Origin of the sequence: Desertihabitans aurantiacus, from assembly GCF_003344635.1 — a bacterium.
Lineage (GTDB): Bacteria > Actinomycetota > Actinomycetes > Propionibacteriales > Propionibacteriaceae > Desertihabitans > Desertihabitans aurantiacus.
Map to the genome: position 1 here is coordinate 17812 of NZ_QPKK01000002.1, position 24738 is coordinate 42549.

At 72.0% G+C, this 24738-nt stretch carries 29 protein-coding genes; 17 read left to right on the forward strand and 12 right to left on the reverse strand.

What is annotated here, in order from left to right; translation table 11 throughout:
• Positions 1–70 precede the first annotated feature (70 nt).
• Both DVA66_RS21460 and DVA66_RS00490 read left to right on the forward strand, forming a co-directional pair.
• Complete coding sequence (locus tag DVA66_RS21460; RefSeq protein WP_232821653.1) at positions 71–241, forward strand: VOC family protein; 171 nt, start codon at positions 71–73, stop codon at positions 239–241.
• A gap of 556 nt (positions 242–797) precedes the next feature.
• Positions 798–1670 (forward strand): aminoglycoside phosphotransferase family protein, encoded by an 873-nt coding sequence (locus tag DVA66_RS00490; protein WP_114558252.1) that lies wholly within the window; start codon positions 798–800, stop codon positions 1668–1670.
• A 126-nt stretch (positions 1671–1796) separates the two neighbouring features.
• On the opposite strand, the gene DVA66_RS00495 is transcribed toward DVA66_RS00490, so the two are convergent.
• Complete coding sequence (locus DVA66_RS00495) at positions 1797–2234, reverse strand: NUDIX hydrolase (RefSeq protein WP_114558253.1); 438 nt, start codon at positions 2232–2234, stop codon at positions 1797–1799.
• A 381-nt stretch (positions 2235–2615) separates the two neighbouring features.
• Here DVA66_RS00495 and DVA66_RS00500 point away from each other — a divergent pair, with 381 nt between their 5' ends.
• From DVA66_RS00500 to DVA66_RS00525, 6 genes are all read left to right on the forward strand, one after another.
• Positions 2616–3413 (forward strand): nucleoside phosphorylase, encoded by a 798-nt coding sequence (locus tag DVA66_RS00500; RefSeq protein ID WP_198671358.1) that lies wholly within the window; start codon positions 2616–2618, stop codon positions 3411–3413.
• A 422-nt stretch (positions 3414–3835) separates the two neighbouring features.
• On the forward strand, positions 3836–4369 hold the full coding sequence (locus tag DVA66_RS00505) for a GNAT family N-acetyltransferase (protein ID WP_114558254.1): 534 nt from the start codon (positions 3836–3838) through the stop codon (positions 4367–4369).
• 48 nt (positions 4370–4417) lie between these two features.
• Positions 4418–4960, forward strand: coding sequence for a GNAT family N-acetyltransferase (locus tag DVA66_RS00510; RefSeq protein WP_114558255.1), 543 nt, complete (start codon positions 4418–4420; stop codon positions 4958–4960).
• Positions 4961–5060: 100 nt separating this feature from the next.
• Complete coding sequence (locus tag DVA66_RS00515; RefSeq protein ID WP_114558256.1) at positions 5061–5915, forward strand: TrmB family transcriptional regulator; 855 nt, start codon at positions 5061–5063, stop codon at positions 5913–5915.
• Positions 5915–6928, forward strand: a complete 1014-nt coding sequence (locus tag DVA66_RS00520) for an adenylosuccinate synthetase (protein ID WP_114558257.1) — start codon at positions 5915–5917, stop codon at positions 6926–6928. Before DVA66_RS00515 ends, DVA66_RS00520 begins: the two co-directional genes overlap by 1 nt.
• 249 nt (positions 6929–7177) lie before the next feature.
• Complete coding sequence (locus tag DVA66_RS00525) at positions 7178–8071, forward strand: phosphotransferase (RefSeq protein WP_269801578.1); 894 nt, start codon at positions 7178–7180, stop codon at positions 8069–8071.
• A gap of 163 nt (positions 8072–8234) precedes the next feature.
• Here DVA66_RS00525 and DVA66_RS00530 read toward each other — a convergent pair whose 3' ends face one another.
• Together DVA66_RS00530 and DVA66_RS00535 are read right to left on the reverse strand one after the other, a co-directional pair.
• The gene (locus DVA66_RS00530; RefSeq protein ID WP_114558259.1) at positions 8235–8834 is read right to left on the reverse strand and encodes a class I SAM-dependent methyltransferase; all 600 of its coding nucleotides are present in this window, start codon (positions 8832–8834) and stop codon (positions 8235–8237) included.
• 377 nt (positions 8835–9211) lie between these two features.
• Positions 9212–10075, reverse strand: a complete 864-nt coding sequence (locus DVA66_RS00535) for an aminoglycoside phosphotransferase family protein (RefSeq protein ID WP_114558260.1) — start codon at positions 10073–10075, stop codon at positions 9212–9214.
• Between the two features lie 164 nt (positions 10076–10239).
• Here DVA66_RS00535 and DVA66_RS00540 point away from each other — a divergent pair, with 164 nt between their 5' ends.
• The 3 genes from DVA66_RS00540 (at position 10240) to DVA66_RS00550 (ending at position 12881) form a co-directional block, all read left to right on the forward strand.
• Positions 10240–10833, forward strand: a complete 594-nt coding sequence (locus tag DVA66_RS00540) for an AAA family ATPase (RefSeq protein ID WP_114558261.1) — start codon at positions 10240–10242, stop codon at positions 10831–10833.
• Between the two features lie 141 nt (positions 10834–10974).
• Positions 10975–11856, forward strand: coding sequence for a phosphotransferase family protein (locus DVA66_RS00545; RefSeq protein WP_114558262.1), 882 nt, complete (start codon positions 10975–10977; stop codon positions 11854–11856).
• 47 nt (positions 11857–11903) lie between these two features.
• Positions 11904–12881 (forward strand): serine hydrolase domain-containing protein, encoded by a 978-nt coding sequence (locus tag DVA66_RS00550; RefSeq protein WP_114558263.1) that lies wholly within the window; start codon positions 11904–11906, stop codon positions 12879–12881.
• Positions 12882–12919: 38 nt separating this feature from the next.
• Here DVA66_RS00550 and DVA66_RS00555 read toward each other — a convergent pair whose 3' ends face one another.
• Entirely contained in the window at positions 12920–13417 is a 498-nt protein-coding gene (locus DVA66_RS00555) for a mycothiol transferase (protein ID WP_114558264.1), read from the reverse strand.
• 71 nt (positions 13418–13488) lie between these two features.
• Between DVA66_RS00555 and DVA66_RS00560 the strand changes: the two genes are divergently transcribed.
• Positions 13489–13911 carry an HIT family protein gene (locus tag DVA66_RS00560; RefSeq protein WP_114558265.1) on the forward strand — a complete coding sequence of 141 codons (423 nt, stop codon included), beginning with the start codon at positions 13489–13491 and terminating at the stop codon, positions 13909–13911.
• Between the two features lie 98 nt (positions 13912–14009).
• Positions 14010–14489 (forward strand): NUDIX hydrolase, encoded by a 480-nt coding sequence (locus DVA66_RS00565; RefSeq protein WP_114558266.1) that lies wholly within the window; start codon positions 14010–14012, stop codon positions 14487–14489.
• Here the strand turns inward: DVA66_RS00565 and DVA66_RS00570 are convergent.
• From DVA66_RS00570 to DVA66_RS00580, 3 genes are read right to left on the reverse strand one after another with little or no spacing between them, the layout of a single operon-like run.
• On the reverse strand, positions 14470–15006 hold the full coding sequence (locus DVA66_RS00570; protein ID WP_114558267.1) for a GNAT family N-acetyltransferase: 537 nt from the start codon (positions 15004–15006) through the stop codon (positions 14470–14472). The two genes, DVA66_RS00565 and DVA66_RS00570, sit on opposite strands and share 20 nt — an antisense overlap.
• Positions 15003–16007, reverse strand: a complete 1005-nt coding sequence (locus tag DVA66_RS00575) for a phosphotransferase (RefSeq protein ID WP_157973745.1) — start codon at positions 16005–16007, stop codon at positions 15003–15005. The genes DVA66_RS00570 and DVA66_RS00575 overlap by 4 nt, the downstream gene beginning before the upstream one ends.
• Positions 16008–16050: 43 nt before the next feature.
• On the reverse strand, positions 16051–16737 hold the full coding sequence (locus DVA66_RS00580) for a class I SAM-dependent DNA methyltransferase (RefSeq protein ID WP_114558269.1): 687 nt from the start codon (positions 16735–16737) through the stop codon (positions 16051–16053).
• 115 nt (positions 16738–16852) lie between these two features.
• Between DVA66_RS00580 and DVA66_RS00585 the strand changes: the two genes are divergently transcribed.
• Both DVA66_RS00585 and DVA66_RS00590 read left to right on the forward strand, forming a co-directional pair.
• Positions 16853–17830: a phosphotransferase enzyme family protein gene (locus tag DVA66_RS00585; protein WP_114558270.1), complete on the forward strand. Its 978-nt coding sequence runs from the start codon at positions 16853–16855 to the stop codon at positions 17828–17830.
• Between the two features lie 112 nt (positions 17831–17942).
• A complete protein-coding gene (locus DVA66_RS00590; RefSeq protein WP_157973746.1) occupies positions 17943–18836 on the forward strand; it encodes a phosphotransferase in 894 nt (297 codons plus the stop codon).
• 24 nt (positions 18837–18860) lie between these two features.
• On the opposite strand, the gene DVA66_RS00595 is transcribed toward DVA66_RS00590, so the two are convergent.
• Together DVA66_RS00595 and DVA66_RS00600 are read right to left on the reverse strand one after the other, a co-directional pair.
• Positions 18861–20063, reverse strand: a complete 1203-nt coding sequence (locus DVA66_RS00595) for an MFS transporter (protein ID WP_157973747.1) — start codon at positions 20061–20063, stop codon at positions 18861–18863.
• Between the two features lie 33 nt (positions 20064–20096).
• A complete protein-coding gene (locus DVA66_RS00600) occupies positions 20097–21155 on the reverse strand; it encodes a MerR family transcriptional regulator (protein WP_114558273.1) in 1059 nt (352 codons plus the stop codon).
• Between the two features lie 129 nt (positions 21156–21284).
• Between DVA66_RS00600 and DVA66_RS00605 the strand changes: the two genes are divergently transcribed.
• Both DVA66_RS00605 and DVA66_RS00610 read left to right on the forward strand, forming a co-directional pair.
• Positions 21285–21845: a GNAT family N-acetyltransferase gene (locus DVA66_RS00605; RefSeq protein ID WP_114558274.1), complete on the forward strand. Its 561-nt coding sequence runs from the start codon at positions 21285–21287 to the stop codon at positions 21843–21845.
• Positions 21820–22689 (forward strand): phosphotransferase family protein, encoded by an 870-nt coding sequence (locus tag DVA66_RS00610; protein ID WP_114558275.1) that lies wholly within the window; start codon positions 21820–21822, stop codon positions 22687–22689. The genes DVA66_RS00605 and DVA66_RS00610 overlap by 26 nt, the downstream gene beginning before the upstream one ends.
• A 22-nt stretch (positions 22690–22711) precedes the next feature.
• On the opposite strand, the gene DVA66_RS00615 is transcribed toward DVA66_RS00610, so the two are convergent.
• From DVA66_RS00615 to DVA66_RS00625, 3 genes are all read right to left on the reverse strand, one after another.
• Positions 22712–23563: a PHP domain-containing protein gene (locus DVA66_RS00615; RefSeq protein ID WP_114558276.1), complete on the reverse strand. Its 852-nt coding sequence runs from the start codon at positions 23561–23563 to the stop codon at positions 22712–22714.
• 15 nt (positions 23564–23578) lie between these two features.
• Positions 23579–23764, reverse strand: coding sequence for a zinc ribbon-containing protein (locus DVA66_RS00620; RefSeq protein ID WP_114558277.1), 186 nt, complete (start codon positions 23762–23764; stop codon positions 23579–23581).
• 76 nt (positions 23765–23840) lie between these two features.
• Complete coding sequence (locus tag DVA66_RS00625) at positions 23841–24719, reverse strand: GNAT family N-acetyltransferase (RefSeq protein ID WP_198671362.1); 879 nt, start codon at positions 24717–24719, stop codon at positions 23841–23843.
• Positions 24720–24738 lie beyond the last annotated feature (19 nt).

Here is a 24738-nt window from a genome sequence, read left to right on the forward strand (position 1 = left end):
CTGGTCGACCCGCTGCGGGTGCTGCTCGAGCGGCATCTCCGCATCGGCGGTCATCGAGCACCGACGACGGATGTCGGCTCGCGCGGTGCATGGCCGTGACTCGAGCAGTGAGCGGGCCGAGATCGGCCGAGCGCTCGGGGCGTCCCTGGCAGAGCACCAGCCCCAGAAGGACGTGCGAGTCATGCTCGATCCCGACGGCCACCCCTTCTGTCTCTACCCGGATGCGCCGTCGTCTGGTTAGGGCGAGAAGTGTCGAGCGACCGCCTCCAGATGCTGCCGGTACTCGGCCCACCACGGCACGCTGGCCGGGTGCCCTGACCCACCTCACGGAGCACACGGTCGGAGTGGGCACAGGCTTGCTCGTGCAAGTCGACGATGTAGGCCCGCGACTCGTCGATAGTTGTCCGAGTTGGCCGCGCGCGCGGAGATGGCCGTTGCAGACAGGCACTCAGGTACCCGCCCTCGATGATCAGGTGCTTGACAACGCCCAGCAGGTTCGTGCCGGTCGCTTCATCGGGCGCCCAACCTGGTACTCCTGCAGGCCTTCGAGTGAGCGAAGGACCTGACGGCGTGACTCGTGCAGCTAGCCGTGATCGTCGCGATGAATCGGCGTGCTGGGCACCGCCGAGATGCCAGTTCGGACCCGGGGCGACCGTCGAAGGTGCGAGGTCGGCGAGAGCCCCGGTCTGCGGCTGGACGACGCATCAAACCCACGGCTAGAACTGCCCGAGTGACGGTCGGTTGTGAGCAGTTCCGCCAGGGGTGGGTGCCACGGACGCCGCTGCTACCTTCCGCGGATGGGTGACGACAAGTCCGAGGCCCTGAGAGCGTGGGCGGCGGCCAGGTGGCCGCGGGTGGACTGGACCGGCGCGGAGGTGCGGCAGGGCGCCTTTCACCAGGTGGTGTTGTCCCGAGGCGCGCCAATCATGCGCGGCGCCGTTGGGAACGGCCATCCGGCTCGCAGTGCACGTGAGGCGGCCATCGCGAGAGTGGTAGCCGGTCTCGGCCTCACCACCGCGGTCCCATCCGTACTGGACGGCCCCCTTGGTGACGAGCACATGACCGCCATCCTCATCAGCCGGGTGCCCGGCGTGCACGGAGCCGATCGCGACTGGAACACCGATCTCGCTGTCGAGTACCAGCGTCTCCTCGATCAGTTGACCGGTGTTGACACCAGCCGGTTGGAAGTGCTGCCCGAAGTTCGGTCATGGTGCGGCGGACAGCGGTGGCCAGAGATCGTGCAAGAGGTGACCGTGCCCTTACCGCGACGCTTGCGAGCACTGGCCGACCGCCTGGTAGCGGCCGTCCTGGACGTTGAAGCTGACCAGCCAGGCGCGCTCGTCCATGGCGACTTCGGCCCCCACAACGTCTTGTGGGACGACGGTCGGGCAGTGTCTCTGATCGACTTCGACCATGCTTGCGTGGCAGATCGAGCCATTGACGTTGCTCCCTTGATCGGGGTCTACGGCGCAGCAGCCGTAGCCGAAATGGTGGACGAGCCCCTGCTCACTCGAGCGATGCATCACCGAGCCACTCTGTCGCTGCAGGTTGCCTGTGGTGCTCACCTGATCGGCGAAGGAGAGCTGCGCGACTTCGCGCTCAGCAACTACGTCAGCCGGGCTGCCGCGGGGCTGCTGCATGACCCGGCCGGGGCCACTCCAGGGGGCTGAGTTGACGCGTTCGCGACGCAGTGAGCCGGGCTGGCGAACAACTCAGTAACCATGGTTCCGAGCAGACCAGACGGCTGCACCAACGGTGCCTGCCTGCCCCGGCGCGCCGCCGGTCGGCCCGCCGGATCAGCGGTACTGCTGCCAAGCGGTGAGGGCGATGTCGACGATGTCTGCTTGGGGGTGCAGGTGTCGCACCTGGTCGAGGGCCACCCAGCGCGCGAAGTCGGTCGTCCCTCCGACTTCGAGCGTGCCCAGCTGTCCGCCCACCACGGTGGCGGTGAAGAAGACCCGGACCGACCGGTACGGCCGAGGTGGTCGTGGTCCGTCAGGACTGACGCTGTGCGTGGTCAGGGGTCGCCCGACACTCACGTCATAGCCCGTCTCCTCCTTCACCTCTCGGACGACCGCTTCCTCGAGCGACTCGCCGTACTCCACGCCACCGCCGGGCAACGTCCACGCCGGGCCGGGGCGAGGGTTGTTGTACCAGGTGAGCAGGACCCCCTCGGCCGGGTCGACGATGACGCCGTAGGCCGCCAGCCTCGTGTCGCATTCGGTGAAATGCATCCCCGGAGTCTGTCAGGCCGATCGTCCGACGAAGCGCCGCCCGTTCTGCAGTGACTGCAGTCGTGGACCCTCCAACGACTTCGACCAGCTCACTGACGATGGCTTCCAGCAACCCTCGGGCCCGCGACACGCCTATCCCATGAGTGCTCTGCTCGACAACCGTGTGACCAGGCCGCCTACTTCTCGACCAGGGGGTTTCGAGCGAAGGCGGCGCCCCCGGCTCCCTGGAGCACTGGTGCGCGATCCACTACCGAGTATCGGACAGCCAGTGACTCTCGCGGCTCCATCGCAGCATCGGAGTCCGACGAACCCCACCGCAGCCGGGTGGCTGGCAGGTCGAATCAGTGTGCCGACGATGCCGGGGCGGCCTAACCTCGGCTCATGCCTGCCGACCCGCCGCTGCTTCCGCTGCTCGAGGACGACCTGGCCGAGCCCGGGCTGATCACTCCTGTTGGGTTCACCGCGGACGCAAACGTGCCGAGCGCGGTGGTGATCTGCTTCTTCGCTGAACTGATCGACCAACTCGCCAGGCGCCAGGACACCGAGCGGATCGGCGTACTCAGTGCTGCGCACGGCCAGCACCCGGTCTACTCGGTCGCGCATGGGCCCAGCCGTGTCGCTGTGTTCCACCCCGGCGTCGGTGCACCGATCGCAGCTGGCTTCCTGGAAGAGGTCATCGCTGCGGGTGGGCGATCCTTCATCGTCGTCGGTGGAGCGGGAGCCCTCCTTCCGAACCTCGTGCTCGGCCACCCGGTGGTCGTCCATAGCGCGGTTCGTGACGAGGGCACCTCCTACCACTACGCCCCGCCGGGACGGGTGATCGACGCCGACCCCGTAGGCGTCGTGGCGATACAGGAGACCCTCGACGCGATGGGCGCCGACTACCTGGTTGGTCGGACCTGGACCACCGACGCGTTCTATCGCGAGCCACGCACTCGGATCGCCCGCCGGGTCGATGAAGGTTGTCTGGTGGTGGAGATGGAAGCGGCCGCGTTCATCGCCGTAGCGCGCTTCCGTGGAGTACGGCTGGGGCAGCTCTTGTACGCCGGGGACAGCGTCGCCGGAGCCGAGTGGGACAAGCGAGACTGGTCCAACGCCAGGGACGTCCGGTCCAGCCTCTTCGATGTCGCCGCAACCGCCGCACTGCGCCTTGACTCAGTGACCGTCGTCGCGCAGTAAACGACACGTGAGAAGTCGAGGTGAGCCGCCGCGCGCCGCGGCTCGCTGGTCTCGGTGGTAAGGGCGCTGCCTGGTTAGGGGATCCGCTATCGAACCTGTGGCTGAGGCGCTGCGGTTGCAATTGCCCGGTGGCTGGCATCCGCTCGACAGCGCCGCGAGGAAAGCAGGCGCGTGCCCGAGACGCTCCAGCCCGTGCGTAGAGACCGCCAAGGCGACAGCCGCAGTTCCCACTGTCGGGAGCGGACTTCTGAAACCCAGCGCCCGGCGAGCCCGCGGGATACCCGTCGCGGACGACGGCTTGCCTGGAGATCGCCTTCCACCGCGCATGCCTGGTGAGGTGAAAGGCCGCGACTTAGAGACGTTCGTCTGTGAGCGAGCTACTCGGCCTCCTCCGCACGGCTCGTCCTGGCTAGCCTCCACACATGAAGGAGTACGTCGTCAGGGCCGCCGTCGCGGAGGACGCCCCTGGCATGGCGTCCGTCCACGTCGAGTCGTGGCGCCAGACCTACCGCGGCATCGTCCCCGATACCGTGCTCGACGACCCGGACATGCCCGGACGGAGGCAGCGGTGGTGGGTGCGAGCGATCACCGAGCAAGCCGAGGGAACGACCGCCGTCGTGGTTGCCGAGCACCTGGGCCAGATCGTCGGGATCGTGTCGGCGGGCAGACCGCGAGATGACGACGCGACGTGGCCGCTCGAGCTCTTCGTCATCTACCTGCTCGAGGAGCACCACGGTTCGGGCGTCGGGGCCCGGCTGCTGCACGCGGTGGTGGCTGACGGGCCGGCTGCGCTCTGGGTGGCCCAGCCCAACCCGCGCGCACAGGCCTTCTACCGCAAGCACGGGTTCGTCGCCGATGGCGCCTCCAAGCACGAGGGCATCCCCGAGATCCGGATGGTGAGGGACGTCAGAACGCCGACCACCCACCTCGGTGCCGCGGGCAGGCGTGACCTGTGAGCACTCCGAACGCCAGGAAGCAGTCGCAGAGAGACAGGAACTCATCGAATGGAAGTGACGGTGCACGACGCCCGGGCAGCGGCAGGCTTCCGGGACGACGTGCTGCGGGTCTGGAACGCGGTGTTCGGGCCGGTGGCGGAAGCTGACGCCTGGCGTGCGGAGGTGTGGGACCGGCACCGCGGCCGCGCCGACTACCGGTTGGGGACGGCTCACGATGACCGTGGTCGCCTGGTGGGGTTCAGCTGGGGCTACACCGGCCAGCGCGGGCAGTTCTGGCCGGACGCGGTCGTGGAGAAGCTCGGCGCCGCTGTCGAGGGCTGGGTCGGCGGGCACTTCGAGTTCGTCGAGCTGGCCGTCCTGCCCGACGCGCGCCGACAGGGGGCGGGCGGGGCGCTGCACGACGCGGTGCTGGCCGGGCTGCCGCACGACCGCGCGCTGCTCGGCACCTCCCCGGACCCGGAGGACCCGGCGGTCCGGCTCTTCCGGTCCCGCGGGTGGCACCACCTCGGGCTCCTCCGGCCTGACGCACAGGTCATGGGCCGTCGGGCCAGCCCAGCGCAGAGCTCTGACGCGGTCGGCCTGCCCGAGTGAACCAGTCCGCCGTAGCGGGGATGCTCTTGACCACTGATGTCACTGCTTCGAACGGGAAGTAGTTGCGGGAACTACTACGCCCTGCCTAGGCTGGCGGCACGTGATCGACGAGATGACCGCCCTCGGCTTCACCGCGTCCGAGGCGCGGGTGTACGTGGCCCTGCTCAAGCGCCCCGAAGCGACGGGGTACGAGCTCGCCAAGGAGGCGGGTCTGCAGCGGGCGAACGTGTACGCGGCCCTGGAACAGCTGGTCACCAGGGAGTGCGTCACCCGCATCGCTGCGGCGAGCGGCCCGGCGCGGTTCCTCGCCGTTCCACCCGCAGACGTGTTCGGACGCATCAAGCGTTCGACGAGCCGCCGAGCCGACGCGTTGATCGCCGACCTGGCTCGGGTCGCACCACCGCCTGCGGCCACGTCCTTCTACACGCTGCACAGCCTCGAGGCGATCATCGACCGGGTGGCCAGCCTGGCCGACACGGCGCGGCACCGGATCGGGGTCTGCGCCTGGAGCGACGACATGGACTGGCTCGCCGGCCCTCTCCGGGCGGCGGCCAACTCGGGTTGCCAGGTCGTGCTCAACCTCTTCGGCGAGACCAGTCTCGACTTCGGTGAGGTCTACCAGCACGAGAGCCCGGATCGCACCGTGGCTGGCCACGTGCTGACGATGGTCTGCGACTCCTCCACCGCGGTCATCGCCAACCTGGGCGCCGAGCCCTCTGCGCTGTGCACCAACCAGCCGGCGGTGGTGCAGGTGGTGGAGAAGCTGATCCGTGACGAGGCCTACCTCGCGGCCATCTACGCCACCCACCACTCCGAGCTCGAGGAGACGTACGGACCGCACCTGGTCCAGCTGCGTCGCAAGCTCCTCCCGGCTGACCAGGCCGACAACCTCGTCTCCATCGTGGGGTTCGGCGCCACGGACCTCGACCGCGACCCGTTCCGGCAGGAGAGCTGATGCCCGTCACCGTCATCGTCGACGCCTTCTGGGGGGACTCCGGCAAGGGGAAGGCCTGCGCCCATCTCGCCACCACGCTGGACGCCAGCCTGGCCGTCCGCGCCGGGGTGGGGACCAACGCCGGCGCCAGCTTCACGCTGCCTGACGGCACCCACGTCAAGCAGCGGCAGCTGCCCACGGCCTGGGTGAACCCGAAGACCCAGCTCGCCGTCGGGCCCGGCGTCCTGGTCCATCCCGACACCCTCCTGAGCGAGATGGAGCGCTACGGCCTGCAGGACCGGACCACCATCGACCACCGGTGCGGCGTGATCACCGCCGAGGACATCGAGGCCGACCAGCAGGACCAGTTCCTGCGTGACGTCGTCGGCACCAGCGGCAGCGGCGTCGGTCCGGCCCGGGCCAGGTACGTCAACCGGACCGCGAGCCAAGCTCGCGACCACGCGTCGCTCGCCCATCTCTCCACCGACGTCGCCGTCGAAGCCAACAGGCGCGCAGCCGCCGGCGAGGAAGTCCTGATCGAGGGCGCGCAAGGCACCCAGCTGTCGGTGTCCTTCAGCTACGAGTACCCGTGCACCACCGTCAAGAACTGCACGACGGCCGCAGCCATCGACGACGTCGGCTTGAACTGGCGCCACCTCAGCGACGTCCTCCTCGTGGTCAAGGCCATGCCGACTCGAGTCGGTCAGGGACCGCTACCCCACGAGATGACCCACGCGGAAGCGGAAGCCCGAGGCATCGCCGAGTACGGCGTCAACACCGGGCGGCCGCGCCGGAAGGCCCACCGCATCGACGACGACCTCCTGGCCTACGCCGCCATGCTGAACGGTCCGACGAAGATCGCCCTGACGTTCACCGACCACTACGACCCCGCTATGCGCGGCCGAACCGACCCAGCCCACATCACCCCGCGGGTCCGCGACCTCATCACCCACGTCGAGGAGGTCACCGGCGCACCGGTGACCATGATCGACACGGGACCGCTCCTGTCGCACATCATCGACCTGGACAGATAGGCCCGCGGCCGTGGTGGCCCAGCAGTGCGGCTCTGCGGTCTCGGGGGCACGGCGCACGTCGGCGAGCGGTGGTTGAGTGCCCGACGACGCCTCGCATGGACGGCAGCCTGTGTGTTGGCTGCCCTTCCGGACGGGCTCGCCGGTTCGTCTGGTCGCCCGAGCAGCGGCTGGGCCGCGGGCTCGGCCGTAAGGTGTCTGGGTGTGTGCTCCGCTCATCCCGAAGCGCTGCCGGCCGAGGTCGTCGACGACGTGGCCAGCACGGTCGGGGCAGAGGTCACCCTCCTCAGTCGCCTACCCGGGGGCGTCAACGGGGGTGCCGTGCGCGTCCAGCTGGGTGGCACGACACCAGCGGTCCTGAAAGCGGTGCCGCGGGCACACGATCACCACCTGGACGAGACGCTGCGCGCCCAGCGGGTGGCCGAGCACATGCGCCGCCACGGGTATCCCACCCCGGCCTGGCTCGGAGTGGGGGCCACGGCGACCCATGTCTGGCACCTCATGGAGCTCGTGGACGCGGCGCCGGCGTCAGCGCTGACGCCGTCACTCATCGAGCAGCTGATGGAGATCATCGAGCTCCAGGCCGGTCAGGCCTCCGAGCCCTACGACCACTGGTCGTACGCCTGGCGGGTCGCCACCGGTCAGGAGATCCCAACCGACGGGTCTGCCGTCGGGGAGACGCCGGAGCAGTCGGGCCTCCGCAGGTCCATCGCTGGGCTCGCGGGGCACTCCCCCGCGGTGTCGGTCTTGGTGGAGCGCGTACGGCTCCTGTGTGCCGACGCTCCACCACCACGGGACGCACCCGACATGGTCCATGCCGATCTCGCCACCCCGAACAACGTGCTGGTCCGCGGCGGAGCGGTGGTGGCGGTCGTCGACATCGGGAACGCAGGGAGCGGTACACGCGCCACTGATCTGACGGCCCTCGCGTGGTACACCTTCCAGGACCCGCTGCTGGACGGTGTCCGCAGGCGGCTGTGGGCCAGGACCCTGGACCTGGTCGGCTGGGAGGGGACGGCGGTGCTCGCGGCGGCGCACATCCTCCACATGCTCGAGATCCCGATCCGTGGCGGGCGCCAGAAGGTCGTCCCAGCGGTGGTCGGGCGGGGCCATCGCGCTCTCGATGAGCTGAACGCGCTGCGCTAGGCGTCGCGTCGGCTGCACGGGAAGCGTGCTCGATATCGGTGGTGTGGTGGCGCCTGTGTCCGGCCTCCCACGTCGAGCCAGACGATCGCCAAGCGCTGCAGAAGCGCTGCTCGACGATCGAGTCACCCGGGTTCATCGACTCCGGACGTCGCAGAGGTGCGATTCACTCGCTCGGGCGAGTCGCCACGACGAAGTGCGTGTGCCAGTGCTTCGGTCCGAGGCCGGAGGGCGCGTCGCGCTCGGACTCGCGGTGGATCTGGACCGTGAAGCGATCGAGCAAGGTAAGGAGCTCCGCTCTGGTCAGGGTCGTCACGCCCGGTCGGGTGCTCCAGTCGTCGTTCTCACCGAGGAAGTGCCCGGCGAACACACCGCTCGGTCCGAGCGCGGCGGTGATCAGGTCGATGGTGTGGCGGAGCTCGGCAGGGGTGGTGAACGGGAGCGACATGCCGGCGTAGATGAGCGTGGCGGGACGGAGGTCCTCGATCTGGGCGAACGTGGTCTCCCAGACGCTCAACCGCTCGGCGCTCTCCGCCGGCGCGGTCCGCAGAACACGAGCTCGCAGGCCGGCCGTCGCGTCGACGGCGAGCACCTGCCAGCCCTCGCGGAGCAGGAAGCTCGTCTCGGTCCCGTCGCCGGCGCCGAGGTCGATCGCTGTCCTCGGTGCTTCTGCGTCGACGAGACCGAGTGCGTCCAGGAAGTCGGAGCGCACCGGTCGCCCCACGTGGAGGCGGAAGTACGCCTCCCAGTCCTCGCTCTCGTGCACGATTTGAAGGCTGTCACACGCCCGACGACCACCACCGGGCGCGGTGACATCCTCGTGGGGTGCGCGACCTGGACTTCCATCCCGGTGAGGAGACGGTCCGCTGCTTCGGCATCCCGCCTGCAGGGGTTCTTCGTCATGACGACCATGGGTGCTTGACCCGGGTACGCGAGCTCAACCCGTTCCCAGGACGGCCGGCGGAGCTGGGGCTCCAGCACCACAACATCGATCCTGCGACCGCTGGCGACGCTCCGAAGCCGCTGCCCTTCGCACGCGTGCCGATCGAGCGCGTGCCCGCGGTCGTCGCGGGCACGTGTCGAACCTGGACCGGGCCCACGCTGTAGCCGCTTGATCAGCTGACGTGCCCCGCCGGGCATGGCTCACGTGGCCAGCAGGTCGTGCATCGCGGGTGAGGCGATGAGGTCGTCGAGGGCTGCCTGGTCATCGCGCCAGGCCTGGGCGGCTTGGTGGACGGTCCACACCACCGTCCAGCGGAGCGCTCGGCCGACGTCCGCTCCGACCTTGCGAGCCAACGCCTCGGCGACGGGCAGGATCAGCTCTGCGGGCTGGTAGGCAGCGAAGGTCGCCACCTCCACGGACGGCTCACCGACCATCGGTGCGGGGTCGAGGACGACCCAGCCGACCGCGCTCGCCCCATGGCGGACCAGGTTCTTCGTGATGAAGTCGCCGTGCAGCACCCTCTGCTCGGAGGCGGTGGCGCACAGCCCGGCTGCAGCCGACCTGGCAGCCGGAAGGCGCCGCAGCCCGGGTAGGCCACGCTCTGGCTCTCGACGTTCGCGCTGCTCGTGAGCGGCATCCTCACGAGCGACCCGCTCCCGCTCCGGATAGCTGCCGCCGACCGTGGGCAGCGGATGGCCAACGGCCGGTGCGGCCCACAGCCTGCCCAGCAGCTCACCAGCGACGTCGACCATGGCCTCGACGGTCGCGGCAGGCGATCGCCATGGCCACGGATCGCCAGGACGTGCCCGTTCCAGCAGCAGAGCGTCGGCGGTGGAGTCCACCAAGGTGATGGCCGCCCCGGTCGCGCGCCACGACGTGAGCACCGCGGCCTCGGTGACAGCAGCCCCGCCGGTCCGAGCCGGCGGGAGCTTGAGCACGAGGTCTCTCCCCGCAGCATCTCGTGCGCCGAACACGGCCGAGCGGGATCCGCCCGGCATCGGCCGACCTACCGCAAGGTTCCAGTGGTCGGCCGCGCGCTGGAGACGCTGCGCGGTGCTCGCCATTCGTCGAACATAGCCATGGCGACTGGTAGCGGCGATGCAGGCTGGTCGACTGCGCGAGCCGCTCGACACCCGACGCCGGACCGACGTCGGGCGCCCCGCGACAAGCCTGTCGCTGGGCCGGAAACCGCTGGTCCGTCCGCTGACTCTGCTGCTAGGAAGCGGCGGTGACCACGTCCACTCCACCGACCAACTCCCCCGCAGCTCGGGTGCTGTGGTTCTTCGGCACCGATGCCGTCGGGAAGTCGACCGTCGCCTGGGAGGCCTACTCGGCGCTCACCGGGCTCGGCGCGCACGTCGCCCACCTCGACACCGACTACCTCAGCTTCTGCCACCCCGCCCCGCCCGAGCCGGCCTCCGTCGTGGCTGCCAACCTCAGTGCGGTCTGGTCGGTCTACCGGTCGCTTGGTGTCGACCACCTCGTCATCTCCGGCATCGTCGTGACCCCGGCCGACCGGGACAGGTTCTGCCGTGCGATCCCTGAGGCCCACTTCACCTTCTGCCGCCTCACAGCGGCTCCCGCCACGATCCGACGGCGCATCTTCGCCAGGCGCGACGCCGAGGCCCACACCCAGGGCAGGCGGCTCAGCCCGAGCGTCCACGCCGAGCTCGAGGAGTACAGCGAGCGCAGTGCCGGCTTCGCAGAGCTGCTCGACCGGACCGCGTTGGAGGACTTCACCCTGGCCACCGACGACCGGTCCCCCGTCGAGCTCGCGACCGAAGGCGTCACACGATTCCTCAGCGCCGCGCAGCCCCGGTAGTGCACAGGAAGCACCGGCCCTGGCTCAACCTCGCCCGGTAGGCCTCGTGGTCGAACGCCACCCGCTCGTCGCGCACCTGTCGATGATCACGGCGTCGGATGCCACCGGTCCAGTGTCGGAGGTGGTTGGCATGGTGAGGACGTGAACGCTGACTCTGGCGGCGGCGCCGGTCGACCCGGGGACGCGGCGTCCCTCGCTGCTCGTTGGTGCGGGCGGCTGGGACTGGGCGAGCCGAGTGGGGTCCACCGTCTGACGGACGGCAGCTCGGGTTCGCTCGTCCTCGCACTGCGGGACGGTGGGAACCAGCTGGTGATCAAGGTGACCACTGATCCGGAGCGCCTACGCCGCGCCGCCCTCGAGGCCCAGCTGCTCTCGTCGGGCGAGATCTCCGACGTCGCTCCGGAGCTGGTCGCCTCGGCCCAGGGGACCGGCTGGGTCGCGGTCGCGACCCGCCGGGGCAGGCCGCTCGCCCCGGCCACCCAGCTGACCCGGGAGACCTGGCTGTCGCTCGCCACGAGCCTCGCTGCACTGCACCGTCGAGCTCCCGAGGGTGATCTGCTGCAGCGGCAACCGGTTCCCGTGGCGGCCAGCGCGCACGGGGCCTGGAAGGCGATGGGCGCCGAGGACGCGGCCGACAGGGGGATCCGTCGTCTGGCCGATGCACCGACGTCGGCTTTGCCGGTCGTCCTGGTGCACGGCGACAGTCACGTCGGCAACATCATCCACGACCACGACGGGGCTCCCCTCTGGATCGACTGGCAGGAGGCTCACCTGGGCGATGGACTGGCCGACCTGGTGTTCCTGTGGCAGCGGGGCGAGTTCGCCGGAGCCCGTCCGCCGCGGGTGGAGATGACGGCCCGCTACGCCCAGCAGCGGTCGATCCACCCAGACCAGCTGCAGGAGCGCCTCGACCTCGCTGAGCTCCGGCTGCTCCTGCACAGCTGGCCACCGTTCCTCGAGCACGGGAGCCCCATGGCGCGCGAGACGATGCGACGCCGCCTCGTCGCGTTGAGCAGCAGGTAGCCCGCAGCGGCGGGCGCCACGGGTCGTCGGCGGGATAGCGTCGTCGCGTGCACAGTGTCGGCGAGCGGCTGGGGTCGTGGTCGGGGTCGGCGCTCGTAGCGCGCGGCGGCGAGCTCGTCGAGGAGGTGTCGCTCGGCCTCACCGCCGGGACCGGGTCCCGACCGTGCTCGCCTGCGACGCGATTCCAGGCCGGCTCGATCAGCAAACAGGTCATGTCCGTGGTCGTGCTGGCGCTCGCCGGCCGCGGCGAGCTGCAGCTCGACCAGCCCATCGACCGCTGGCTGCCTTGCCTGCCACCCCAGCTGCAGTCGATCACGCTCGCCCAGCTCCTCAGCCACAGCTCCGGGATGGGCCACTGGGGCGACATCGCCGGACTCCCCCAACCCCTGGACATCCCAACGGACCACAGCAGGATGGTCGACCTGATCTGCGACGCGCCGCTGACGTCTGCGCCGGGGACCCGTTGGCGTTACAGCGGCCCCGGGTTCGTCGTCGTCGCGCTGGCGGTCGAGGCAGCGACGGGTGGTACCTACGGCGAGGTCGCCGACGAGCTCGTCTTCTCCCGGGCGGGCCTGGAGGCCACCACCTCCGGTCGGTTCCCGATCGGCGACGTCGACGTGGCCGTCGGACGCCGCGGCGGTCAGCCCGTCGAGGTGCACGAAGGGTTCACCCACATCCCAGGCACCGGCGACCTGTGGACGACCACCACCGACCTCCTCCGCTACAGCCGTGCCCTGCGCCACGGGGAGGTCATCGAGCCGTCCACGGCAGCCCGGCTGTGGACCCCCGCGGCCGACCTCGACCCGCCCGATCCGACCGACCGGATCACTGCCGCGACGAGCTACGGCTACGGCACCTTCATCGGCCGCGTGGCGGGACACGAGGCCTGGTACGTCCCCGGCGACAACCCGGGCTACCAGTCGCTGCTGGCCCACCTGCCGCACCTGGACACCGACATCGCCGTCCTCGGCCAGGAGTCGCCCGGCGTGGACGCGGTCCTCGGCCAGCTGGACCTGCCCGCCTGAGCTCGAGCGCCTCGGGGACCCTCCAGCGACTCGGTTGCTCAGTAGCCGCGTCGACCGTCCGCGTGCTCGCGGAGCAGGTCGAGGTGGCCGACGTGCCGGGCCGTCTCCTGGAGGAGATGTCCCAGGATCCATCGCAGGGTGACGACGGGGAGGCCGTCGGGTGCCCACCGCTCCGGGCTGTCGAGGGGAAATGCTGCCGCGATCTCGACCGATCGGGCGCACTGCTCGCGGTAGTCCTGCAGCAGCAGCTCCAAGGGCCGTCCGGGCGGTGGGCTCCAGCCTCCCCCAGGAGCCGCGGGGACGAGCTCGCCGAGGAAGGAGCGCACCATCCAGTGACGCTCGACATCGGTCAGGTGGCTCACGACACCGGCGATGGTCAGCCCAGGCGACGTCGGCACCCACGCCACCGAGCCCAGCCCGGGCTCGAGGTCGGCGCACTTGGCCACCACCGTGGCCCGCTGCCAGTCCAGCCACTGCACCAGGACCTCGCGCTCGTCCGGCGCCGGCACCGGGAACCGCCGGCCTGCCACCTCCACGTGGGCCTCCTCAGTCGACGTCCGACGTCCCGTCCCGTCGTCGGGCGGTACCGCGCTGCGAGACTCATCCCATGGTCGCCACCTGCATCTTCTGCCAGCTGCTCGACGGCCAGGGACCAGTGGAATGGTTGCACCGCGGCGACCGCGCCTCCGCACTGCTCCCCCGCCCGCAGGGAAGACTCGCGGTCGGTCACACCCTGGTCATCTCCAACGAGCACGCCGTCGGGGTGCAGGACGTGTCCCCCGATGCGCTGTCGGCCGCAGCGCTCCTCGTGCAGCGGATCTCCCGTGCGCTGGCGGCAGCCATCGGTGCCGAGGGCGTCAACGTGCTGAACGCGAGCGGGCCGAACTCCGACCAGTCCGTCGACCACCTGCACTTCCACGTGGTCCCGCGCTGGGCCGGTGACGACCTCGACACCTGGCCACGCGGACGCTCCTCCCACCAACCGCCTGACGACTGGCTCGACGCCGTCCACGCGCACCTGGGTACCTGACGACGTCGGGCTCCCGCGCCGGTGCCGATCCGGACGCCGCCGCGCGGACGCGGCCCGTCCTGCGCCGGTTCGACCCCGGCTCCCCTAACGTGCAGCAGGTGGGCGTCCCCGACTTCATCGTGGCTCTTCGACGGCACATCGGCCACGCGCCGCTCTGGCTGCCAGGTGTGACCGCCGTGATCAGGCGCACCTCCGGCGGCGATCCGCAGGTGCTGCTGGTCCGCCGGGCCGACAACGGTCGGTGGGCTCCGGTGACCGGCATCATCGACCCCGGCGAGCAGCCAGCGGTCGCGGCGTCGCGCGAGACCCTCGAGGAGACCGGTGTCCACATCACCGTCGACCGCCTGGCGTCGGTGGTGGCGCACCCGTTGACGAGCCATCCCAACGGCGACCTCGCCTACTACCTCGACCACACCTTCGCCTGCACCTGGGTGGGAGGAGAGCCGTACGCGGCGGATGAGGAGTCGGTGGACGCGGCGTGGTGGCCTGTCGACGGGCTCCCCGAGATGGAGCAGGCCCACCGCGACCGCATCGACACCGTGCTCGCCGAGGACCCCGTCACCCGCTTCGTCCGGTGACGCCCGGGGCGGGCCCGTCGGACGCCCCGGGACCGATCTCGTACCGCCGGCTGCCGTCCCGGTCGGCGACCCGGCGCAGGCCCGCGCGCTCGAGCACCGCGATCGAGGGGTGGTTGTCGTGGTCGACCCCGGCCCAGACGCACCGGACGGCCGGCTGGGCGAGCGCCCACCGCACCGCCGCCCGCACGGCGTCGGTCATCAGCCCGCGGCCTCGACCCGACGGAGCGAGTCCGTAGCCGATCTCCACGCGCCCGGCCTCGTCGGGCGCCGTGCTGAAGGCCCAGCCCCCGCAGACCAGCCCTCCTCTCGGGCGCAGGGTGTACATCCCGAAGCCGGGAGCCCAGGTTCCTGCCCGGACCGACGCCGCCAGCCGATCGACCGTGAGCCGGGTGCCGGGGGTCGGGTAGTCGCTCGCCCACCCGCTGCGCCGGGGCCCGTCCAGCATGACGGCGGCCTGGGCGGGCCAGACCTCCTCCGACACCGTGAGGTCGCCCTCGATCACGACGCGGTGCGTCATGGCGGAGGACCCGAGGGCGACGTCCCGCCACCGCCCGCCCGGACGGCCGCGACGTCGGAGGCGATCGTCCGGAGACGCCGGTCGAGCTCGGTGTCGTCGCCCAGGCTCAGGTGCCACGGCAGCGCTTCCACCGCCTGGACGAACCGCGTCAGCCGCAGCTCGTCCCAGAGCTGCTCGTCGAGCGCCAGGGCGCTGCCGTCGGCGAGGAACCGCAGGTAGTCGGCGAAGATCAGCCGCTCGTCCCGGCCGGACAGCTCGGCCAGGGTGGGCAGCAGGTTCGCGATGTCGGCGAACCGTGCCCGCCGGCCGAGGGTCGCCAGGTCGAGCAGGACGAGGGTGCCGTCCTCGGTCCGGCCGAGCTGCTGCGGGGCCAGCTCGCCGTGGGTCAGCGCCTGCGGCAGGTCCCGGTACACCCTGGCCGCGTGGCGGTAGGTGTCGAGCCAGCCCGACGGCCCGTGGTCGGCGAAGACGCCGTCGAGCTCGTCCAGCGCCTCACTGAGCCGGGCCTCGAACTCCTCCGGCGGCAGCCCGGGAGGAGGGCTGCCGATGTCGGCCGGCACACCGGTCAGTGAGTTCAGCGTCGCGACCAGCCGCAGGACCTCCTCGACGTCGTCCGGACCGATGCCGATCGAGGGCAGGAGCTGCAGCCCGAGGACCTCCTCGCCCTCCCGTTCGACGCACACCACCAGCTGCGGCACGGGGACACCGCGCTCGGTGAGGAAGCGGTAGCGCTGCGCCTCCCGGGAGCCGTCGCGGTTCAGCTTGAAGAACAGCGTCCGGCTGCAGTGCCTCTCCTGCGGGTCGCAGGACACCGTCAGGATGACCGAGGGGTGACCGCCCTGGTGCCGGCCACGCTTGGCGTGCGAGACCACGGCGCGGCCCTCGGCCCCCAGCTCGTGCTCGAACGCCGCCCGCAGGTCGGCCCAGGTCAGTCCGAACGGCAGGGCGACCGGCCGCCCGGGCTCGAGCGGTGTCGGCGACAGCTCTGCTGGCGTGCTCACCGTCAGACGGCCGACGGTTGGCGGCGGGTGGCGACGGCCGCGATCACGGGGGGCACCTCCCGCCAGGAGCCTGCCGTCGCCGGGATCTCGGCCACCTGGGCCAGGTCGAGCCCGCTCCGGGCCAGACCGTTGAGGAAGGTGGCCAGGGTGCGGTGGTAGGCCCCGATCTTGCCCGGCGGGCCGTGGCGCAGGTCCGACCGCCAGTGGCCCTCGGTGAAGTAGCCGGTGACCGTGCGGTGGGCGCGACCCGCGTCGTCCACCACTCCCCGCTCAGCGGGGTGTTGAAGCAGGGGTGGAAGACCGAGAACCCGAACCAGCCGCCGGGACGGAGCACCCGCGCCACGCTGGCGAAGGTCGCCTCGAGGTCCTCGATGTCCATCAGCGCCATGTTGCACAGCACGCCGTCGAACTCCGCGTCGTCACAGGTGCTCAGGGTGTGCGCGTCGTCGTGCCGGTAGCTGAGGGACGCCGGGCTCGGATAGGTGCCGGCGATCTCCAGCATCCGGCTCGAGACGTCGACCCCCACCACGGTGGCGCCGGCGGCGGCGAGGTGCCGGCTCGTCCGTCCCTGCCCGCAGGCGAGGTCGCAGACGCGCTGGCCGGCGACGGGGCCGACGAGCTCGAGCAGCGGCAGCGCGAACGGATCGCTGCCCAGCCCCGCACCGTCACCGAGCCACTCGTCGTACCAGTCGGCGAAGCGGTCGTAGCTGGCGCGAGCGGGCGTGGCCATGCCCTGACCCTAGGCACACCGGTCAGCCCGCCACCAGGGGTCGGGACGGAGCGGCGACGGACACGGCAGCACGGACGTCGTGCGTCGACGGGGTGCGCTGTGCTGGGCTGCGGACATGAGCACCGACGACGCCGCCGAGCACCCACCCATCGACCGCGGACGGTCGTCGGCGGCGCGGGAGGCGGCCGCGGCGTGGGCCTCCCTGCTCGGGTCGGCCTACGCCCTCGAGCCCCTCCCCCGGGTCACCAACCCGGTCTGGCAGGTGTCGACGGCCGCGCTCCCGCCGATGGTGCTCAAGCAGCTCCCGCTGTACGCGCCGGGCGTGGACCCGGTCACCGAGCACCGCGTCCTGACCCACCTGCTCGGCCGGGGCGTCCGCGTCGCCTGTCCCGTCGTCACCGACGCCGGCTCCGTCACCGCACTGGTGGACGGCCGGCACTGGCAGCTCCAGCCCTCCCTGCCCCACCGCAGCGCACCGGAGGCTGTGGCGGTCGAGGACGCTGGTCTGGCCGCCACCGTGGGCAGCGCCATCGGCCACCTCGACCGCGCTCTGGCCAGCTATCCCGGTCCGGTGGGGTCCTACACCGACGACCCCGTGGCGACCCTCGCCGAGGTGGTGCCCGAGCTGCCCGTCGAGCTCACCCGCCTGGTCGACCCGCTCGCCGGGCACCTGCACGAGGCGCTGGCCGACCTGCCCCGGCAGCTGACCCACGGCGACTGCAACGACGGCAACGTGCTCATCGGACCCGACGGCGGTGTCGGCTTCATCGACCTCGACCACGTCCCCGTCGGTCCACGCGTCCGGGACCTCGCCTACTACCTCGCCAGCCGGCTGCACCGCGCCCGGGCGGACGCCGCCCGCACCGCCGTCGCGGCCGCACTTCCGCACTACCTCGACGGCTACCGCGACAGCCACCCCCTCGGCACACGGGAGCGTGCGGCGCTCGTGCCCTTGATGCTGCTCACCGAGATCGCCGGCGCGCACTGGGCACTGCACGGGTGGGACCCCGACCACGACGAGTACCGGCGCCACCTCGCCACCACCGCCTGGATCACCCGCCGGTACGACCAGCTCCTCGCCTCGGTCAGCTGAACCGTGGACCCCTCGCCGCGAGCTGGGTGTCGGCGCGCCCGTTCAGGCGGTGGCCGGCGAGTACGGTGGGCGACCGACGGGTCCTGCTCCTCGACGCCGACGGAGGACGGTCGTGGACACAGCCACCGCTCGTGACCGCGCGCTGGTCGACGCGGTCAGCACCGCTGCCGGCACCCGGCTCGGGTACGAGGGGCGGGCCGACCGTGGGACGTCCGGTGGTGCCGTCCTGGTGGTCCTGCCCGACGGGCGACCCGGCGTCCTCACCCGGTTCCTCGGACCCCTGTCGCAGGCGCGGGACACGGCGCTCGTCCTGGACGAAGCCCGCCGGCAGGGCCTGCCGGTGCCGCGCCACCACTTCATCGCCCAGGTCGGGCCCGACGTCCTCGTGGTGCAGGAACGACTCCCCGGCCAGCCGCCCGACGAGGCCACCCCGGACGTCGTCGCGGCGGTCATCGGGATCAACGAACGGTTCGTCTCCGTGCTGCGCGCCTGCCCGGACGTGCCCACCGTGCCGCTGTGCCTCTCCCGCAGCGGACATCCCCACCCGCGGCACGAGGTCCTGGCCCGGCACAGTGACCGCAGTCGGCGCGTCCTCGAGCGGATCCGGTCCCTCGCCGGCGGGGAGGTCGAGGAGGCCGTCGGTGACGACCTGCTGCACATCGACCTGACCCTCGACAACATCCTCTTCGACGACGCCGGCTCCGTCACCGGCGTGGTGGACTGGAACCTCGGCGCCCACCGCGGCGACCGCCACCTGGCGCTCGTCAAGACCCGCTTCGACCTGGAGTGGGCGCTGCGCGAACCCGGCACGCTCCCGGAGTGCGCGGCCGCCGCTGAGCACCTCGACAGCCACCTCGCCGCCACGGTCGAGGAGGGGACGCTGCTGCGCTACTGGGCCCACCGCGTGCTCTACCAGCTGCACTGGATCCTGCAGTCCGGTCCGCAGCAGGTCATCGACTGGCACCTCGAGCTGGCCGAGACGAAGCTCGGTCTCGAGCGCTGGTGAAGGCCACCGGGCGGTCGACCCACTTCAGGCGGCCCGGAGCGGTCGGAGGCCCAGGGCGGCGGCGAGGAGCGCGGCAACCGCCGCAGCCGCGAGCGCGGCAGCGGGCTGGAGGTGGCCGAGAGTGGCGTAGGGGGCGCTGAGCACCGCAGCAGGCAACAGCTGGACGACGCCCAGGAGCGACTGGAACCGGCTGAGCTGGTCGGCGGGCGCCAGCCGGAGAAGGGCCGGCGCGACGTGCGTGGTGTACAGAGCGGTGCCGGCGCCGACGAGGGCGGTGCTCGCTGTGGCGATGGCGGGTGACGTGGCCACCGCGAGCCCGGTCAAGCCGAGTGCGCAGCCGGTGGGGCCGGTGACCAGGGCCAGCCGGGGCCGGTGCAGCGTGCTGGTCAGCGAGACGACCAGGGTGACGCCGAGGACGCCGGCCGCCCAGGCCGCGTCGATCTGCGCGGCGGCGGCTGCGGTCCACCCGCGGGCTCGGGCGGTGATCGGGACGAGCACGGCGATGCCGGGCAGCACGGCCGCGCACACCAGAGCGACCGAGAGCAGCAGCCGCCACACCTTCAGCCGGGTTGCCGACCGCAGCCCTACCACCAGCTCGGCCACGATGCCGCCGGGTGGGCCCGACGAGCCAGTCGCCCCCGTCGCGGCCCCCGCCTGGACCACCAGCAACGTCGCCAGGGCCAGCGCGACGGTGCCGGCATGGAGGACGAGGACGATGGCCAGGGGCTGGGTGGCCATCAGCACGCCGGCTGCGGGGACCCCGACGATGCGGGCCAGCTGGATGCTCGCGCTGATCTGGGCCAACGCCCGCGGCAGCTGGTCCTCGTGGTCGATGAGCAGACGGGGCAGCACCGTGGCGGCGGGCTGGCCGAGCGCCGAGAGGACGCCGGTGGCCAGCGCCGTGGCTGCGAGCAGCCCGACCGACGGTGCGGCACCCACGAGCGGCACCAGCACCACCAGGAGCACGACCTGGATGCCGTAGGTGGCCAGGAGGGTCCATCCCGGACCGTGCCGGTCGCCGAGGACCCCGCCCAGGAGCAGGAACGCCACCCGGGGGACGAGGGCGAGGGTGCTGGTGAGGGCCACCGCGGCAGCGCCGTGGCCGCTGGCCAGCCAGATCAGGGCGAAGGCCAGCATGGCATCGCCGGCACTGCTGGCGGTGGCCCCGATCCACCAGAGACGGAACCGCCAGGGCAGCCGGCGCAGGGCACGAGAGGGAGTAGCCACCCTCGGAGGCTGGGCCTTCGGGTGGGTTGAAGGTCAAGGCCGCATCGGCATCACCAGCGACGTCAGGTGCGGTTGGTCCGGTGAGGTGACCACCAGCGGCTCGCCGCCGCCCGCGACCCCGACCAGGACGTCGTCCCCGACGCAGGCCCGCACCGCGGCCGACAGCAGCGAGGGGCGCACCAGCAGGTGCAGCGGCTGCGGTGCGGTGGAGCTGGCCCAGCCCACCAGCTCGGTGCCCGCTGGCCCGAGGTGTGCGACCTCGCCGACGATGCGAAGATCCGTGGGCCCGGCCGGCTCCAGCTCCCCCAGCAGCTGCAGCAGCGGGCCACGGGCGAAGCCGGCGAGGGCTCGCCGGGGCGGCTGACGCGCGACCAGCAGCCCGAGATCCGGAACCGCCCGCTCTCCCCCGTCGAGCTCGGCGATCACGGCGTCGTCGGGCGTGCGGAGGTGCACTCCTGCCGTGGTCACGGTCACCGTCGCGAAGGGCTGGCGGGCGAGCGCCCGAGCGGCCGACCCGGTGTCGCCGACCCCGGTGAAGGCGCTGACGGGGCCGCCTGACGCGGTCGCCGTGAGGGTGTGGTGCGCGAGCCAGTACCGGTCCGTGGCCGCCACCGCCAAGCCGGCCTCGGTCAGGGCCCACACCACGCCCGCGACCTCCGGGGCCGCGGTCCGCGAGGTCTGCAGCACCTGCTCCAGCGCTCGTGCCAGCACCGGCCCGCACAGCCGGACGGTGCCGCTGCGGGCGTCGTCGGCCGCGGCACGCAGGTCGGCGACGATGCCGCGGAGGATGCCCAGACGCACCTCGGACTCCTCGGCCCGCTCGCTCGCCAGCTGCTCCAGCAGCACCGCAGCCCGCTCCGCAGGCAGGCTCAGAGCCTGCCGGACCGTCCGCAACGGCACGCCCGCTGCGCGCAGCCGAGCCACCAGCACCCCGTGCCGCAGCTGGGCGGGGGCGTAGTACCGGTAGCCCGACGACGGGTCGACCTCAGCGGGCTCCAGCACCCCTGCCTCGGCGTAGTGCCGCAACGCGCTGGCCGGCAGACCCACCGCACGTCCGAACGAGCTGATCGCCAGCAACCGGTCACCGTCCACCGGACGTCACCACCCGCCGCGATCCCATGAGGACCTCAGGCTCTCACGCCGCCCACGACCCCGCCCGGACCCGGTAGCGCCTCCCGAAACCCGGTCGACGCCGACGCCCGGGGCTCCGAGGATGGTCACATGCTGAGCGGCGACGTGGACCCCAGACCCTGTGAAGCCACCGACCTGCCCGCGTTGGAGGAGTGGGCGCCGACCGGGAACAGCCGGACCCACGACCGACGGTTCGCCCGTCAGCGGACCGGCGCCAGCACCTTCTACCTCGCCCACCGCCGGCAGGCGCCGGCGGAGTTCGTCGGGTCGGCCGAGATCCGGTGGGACGGCTGCGCCGCCGCCGAGGTGCCCCGCTGCCCCGAGATCAACGGCCTGCAGGTGTGGCCCGAGCACCTGCAGTCCCGCGGGATCGGCACCCAGATGCTCCGCCTCCTCGAACGCGAGGTCCGCCTGCGGGGGCATCGCAGCGTCGGGTTGGGCGTCGACGACCCCCGAGCACGCGCCCTCTACCTCCGGCTCGGGTACGTGGACACCGGGGTGGAGTACGTCGACCGGTACACCTGGATCGACGAGCACCACCGGGAGCACCACGTCGCGGAGCTGGGCCAGTGGTTGATGAAGGCCCTACCGGTCGAGCGGGACGAGCAGGAGCCGGGGACAGCGCATGCAGCAGGACCTCCAGCTCGCTGAGGCGCTCCACGCCGTCAGCGCGACCACGCAGACCGACTGGCGCGTCGTGGAGCTCGCCACGGGCACCCGGGGCCGGACCTGGCGACTCACCTCGGTCTCCGGGGACGCGGTGCTCAAGCTGGCACCGGACCGGCAGTGGAGCTCCCAGGTGCTGCGGGCAGCGGCCGCCGTCGCGCGCAGCCGTGCTGCCGGTTACCCCACCCCGCCCTGGCTGGCCTCCGGGATCACGGACGACGGCATCGCCTACCACCTGCAGGCCCTGGTCGCGGGTGCACCCGTCGCGGTGGTCGGGCCGGACGAAGCGCGGGAGCTCATCCGGGTGCTCGAGCTGCAGGCCGGCATCGACCCCGACCCTGACCGCAGCTGGTCCGACCACTGCAGCGACGTGCTCACCTCGCAGCTGCCCACCCTGCGGGCCAGAGCGGGCTCGACCGGGAGGGACGGCCGTGCGCTGGTCGCCGCCTGCGACCGGTTGCTCGACGGCTGGGACCCTCGTTCCCAACCGCGAGTCGACCTGGTGCACGGCGACTTCCGTCCCGCCAACGTCCTCTTCCACCAGCGCGAGGTCGCCGGCGTGGTCGACATCGAGGCGATCGGGAGCGGCAGCCGGGTCTTCGACTACGCCACCCTGCTCGACCACCAGCGGATCGAGCCCGCTGCTCTGGAGCTGCTCGTCACCGCCGCCGCTGCCGTCGCGGGACCAGGCCTGCTGCGGGCCTGCTTCGCCCTCGTCGCACTCGACCTCGTCGACTACCTGACGGCCGGCCCCGAGGACCACCGCGTCCTGCGCATCCGCGAGCTGACGACCCGCGCACAGCAGATCGACCGCCTCACCTCGCGGTGAGCCGGGTCCCCCGCGTCCACCGTCAGCGGGTCCAGTAGTCCTCGGCGCGCCGCCCCGGCCGGAACCCGTGGTGTGCGGCGAGGGCGGTGGCCTCGGAGAAGTTCGCCGCCAGCCCGCTGGTCGCGTGGTCGTCGCTGCCGAAGCTGATCGCCCGGCCGCCCTCCTCGGCCCACCACTGGGGGATCCAGGGCCGCACCGGACGTCCGGTGTTCAGCTCGAGGGCTCGCCCAGAGGACGCGATGGCGCGCAGGGCCTCGCGGAAGCCGTCCTCGAAGCGGCGGTGGTCGAAGGGACCGTGCTCGTCGGTCGGCCAGTAGCGCGCGGCGTAGTCGATGTGGGTGAAGACGTCGAAGGTCCCGCCCTCGACCATCACCGGCACCTCCCGCAGATAGGCCCAGACGACCTCGGCCGGGTCGGGCAGCAGCCGGAACAGGGTCACCGGCTCGCTGCGGTTCCCGGCGAAGGGCACCGTGTGCAGCGAGCCGTTGACGCGGTCGAGCTCCGACAGGTCGACGAGGGCACCGGCGGCCTCGCCGTCGAGGTGCGGCTGGCCGAGCTCGACCCCGGTGAGGACGCGCAGCTCGGGGAACTCGTGGCGGCAGCGCTCGATGCTGTCGAGGTATCCCTCGACGTCGAGCGGTGGCGGCTGCATCAGGCCCTCGCGGATCAGGACCCGCTGGTGCTCCGCGAAGTCCTCAGGCGCCGCCCGCCAGCCACTGAGGTCGAGGTGGTCGGTGAAGGCGAGCGCCGGTAGCCCGATCCGCACGGCACGGGCGCAGGTGCGTCGCATCGTCCCGGCGGCCGGCCCCGACGCCCCACCGGTGTCCCAGGAGAACTCGCTGTGGACGTGCGTGTCAGCCGGGAGCGGGGTCACCCGCCCACCCTCGCACTAGTGCCGGTCGGGATAGGGGTCGTGCGTCGAGTCCCCGCCGCTGAGGGTCTCGTAGTAGCCGTTGCCACAGCTCGGGCAGGGCGGCAGGTGCTTGGTGGACGTCACCTGCAGCCGGTAGCCGCACTGGTTGCACTTGTACGTGCCGGCGGAGGCGTCGCTGCCGGCGGGGACGGGATCAGCCATGCCTGGTTGGTACCCACGCCGGCCCGGCTCACCTCACCGGTCGGAAGAACGACGACCGGCGGGCCCGGGCAGCCCGTCAGCCGGCCGCGGGTCGGCGCAGGGCGAGCAGGTCCATCGGGTCGGCGTCGTGCTCGGGCAGGCCTGCCACCAGGACCGGGAAGTGCGGATCGTCGGTGTGGCCCTCCAGCTCCACCCGGCGGACGCCCCTGGCCCCGAGCCGCAGCAACGTGCGCGCCACGGCGGCCTCGAGCAGCGCCACCCCGTCCTCCTGGTCCGGGGCCGCGGTCTCGCTGACCGCCAGGGTGCGGCCCTCCCACTGCTGCGCTGAGACCAGGCAGAAGGCCAGCACCTCCTCGGGTGCCGCATCCTCGACGACCACCGTGGAGGTGTCCGCGTCGAGCCCGGCGCGATAGCGCTCCCACGCGTCCACGAGATGGTGCGGACGGACCGGCCCGACCGATGCGTGCGACCACTCGTCGTACTGCAGCCACGCCCGGCGGACGCCGGCCGGGTCGGCCTCTGCGAGGGTCAGGGCGGTGTGTCCTCCGGGCACGGGATGGGCATCGATCCACTGCTGCCAGGGCGTGGTCGTGGGGTCCGCCCACGGCTCGGGGTGGTGGCGCACCACCTCACAGCCGAGCGCTTCGGCGAACAGCCGCCGCAACGGCTGGCTCGCCATCGCCCGCGCCTGCACCCGGTAGGGGCGCTCGAGCAGCTGGCAGGCCGCGCCGTACAGGCTCGTGCCGATCCCGGCCCGCCGGTGCGCGGGCGCGACCGCCACCTCGCAGAGGTAGCTCTCCGTCACCGGGTCGAGCTGCATGCTCGCCAGCCCCACGACCTCCCCGGCGCGTTCGGCCACCACCGTCCGACGCCACCGGGGGCCGTCGCCGTCGGGCCGCAGCGGCGGCAACCCGTCGGACGAGGCCTGGTCGGCGGGACGCGCAGGTCGGATCACGACATCGGAGGAATCACTC

What these genes read in the sequence shown, in the direction of transcription:
- DVA66_RS00560 (WP_114558265.1), top strand. Translation starts at nt 13,489, where the DNA reads ATGGTCGCCACCTGCATCTTCTGCCAGCTGCTCGACGGCCAGGGACCA.
- DVA66_RS00605 (WP_114558274.1), top strand. Translation starts at nt 21,285, where the DNA reads ATGCTGAGCGGCGACGTGGACCCCAGACCCTGTGAAGCCACCGACCTG.
- DVA66_RS00620 (WP_114558277.1), bottom strand. Translation starts at nt 23,764, where the DNA reads ATGGCTGATCCCGTCCCCGCCGGCAGCGACGCCTCCGCCGGCACGTAC.
- DVA66_RS00580 (WP_114558269.1), bottom strand. Translation starts at nt 16,737, where the DNA reads ATGGCCACGCCCGCTCGCGCCAGCTACGACCGCTTCGCCGACTGGTAC.
- DVA66_RS00535 (WP_114558260.1), bottom strand. Translation starts at nt 10,075, where the DNA reads ATGGCGAGCACCGCGCAGCGTCTCCAGCGCGCGGCCGACCACTGGAAC.
- DVA66_RS21460 (WP_232821653.1), top strand. Translation starts at nt 71, where the DNA reads ATGTCGGCTCGCGCGGTGCATGGCCGTGACTCGAGCAGTGAGCGGGCC.
- DVA66_RS00610 (WP_114558275.1), top strand. Translation starts at nt 21,820, where the DNA reads ATGCAGCAGGACCTCCAGCTCGCTGAGGCGCTCCACGCCGTCAGCGCG.
- DVA66_RS00495 (WP_114558253.1), bottom strand. Translation starts at nt 2,234, where the DNA reads ATGCATTTCACCGAATGCGACACGAGGCTGGCGGCCTACGGCGTCATC.
- DVA66_RS00510 (WP_114558255.1), top strand. Translation starts at nt 4,418, where the DNA reads ATGGAAGTGACGGTGCACGACGCCCGGGCAGCGGCAGGCTTCCGGGAC.
- DVA66_RS00520 (WP_114558257.1), top strand. Translation starts at nt 5,915, where the DNA reads ATGCCCGTCACCGTCATCGTCGACGCCTTCTGGGGGGACTCCGGCAAG.
- DVA66_RS00570 (WP_114558267.1), bottom strand. Translation starts at nt 15,006, where the DNA reads ATGACGCACCGCGTCGTGATCGAGGGCGACCTCACGGTGTCGGAGGAG.
- DVA66_RS00505 (WP_114558254.1), top strand. Translation starts at nt 3,836, where the DNA reads ATGAAGGAGTACGTCGTCAGGGCCGCCGTCGCGGAGGACGCCCCTGGC.
- DVA66_RS00490 (WP_114558252.1), top strand. Translation starts at nt 798, where the DNA reads ATGGGTGACGACAAGTCCGAGGCCCTGAGAGCGTGGGCGGCGGCCAGG.
- DVA66_RS00585 (WP_114558270.1), top strand. Translation starts at nt 16,853, where the DNA reads ATGAGCACCGACGACGCCGCCGAGCACCCACCCATCGACCGCGGACGG.
- DVA66_RS00500 (WP_198671358.1), top strand. Translation starts at nt 2,616, where the DNA reads ATGCCTGCCGACCCGCCGCTGCTTCCGCTGCTCGAGGACGACCTGGCC.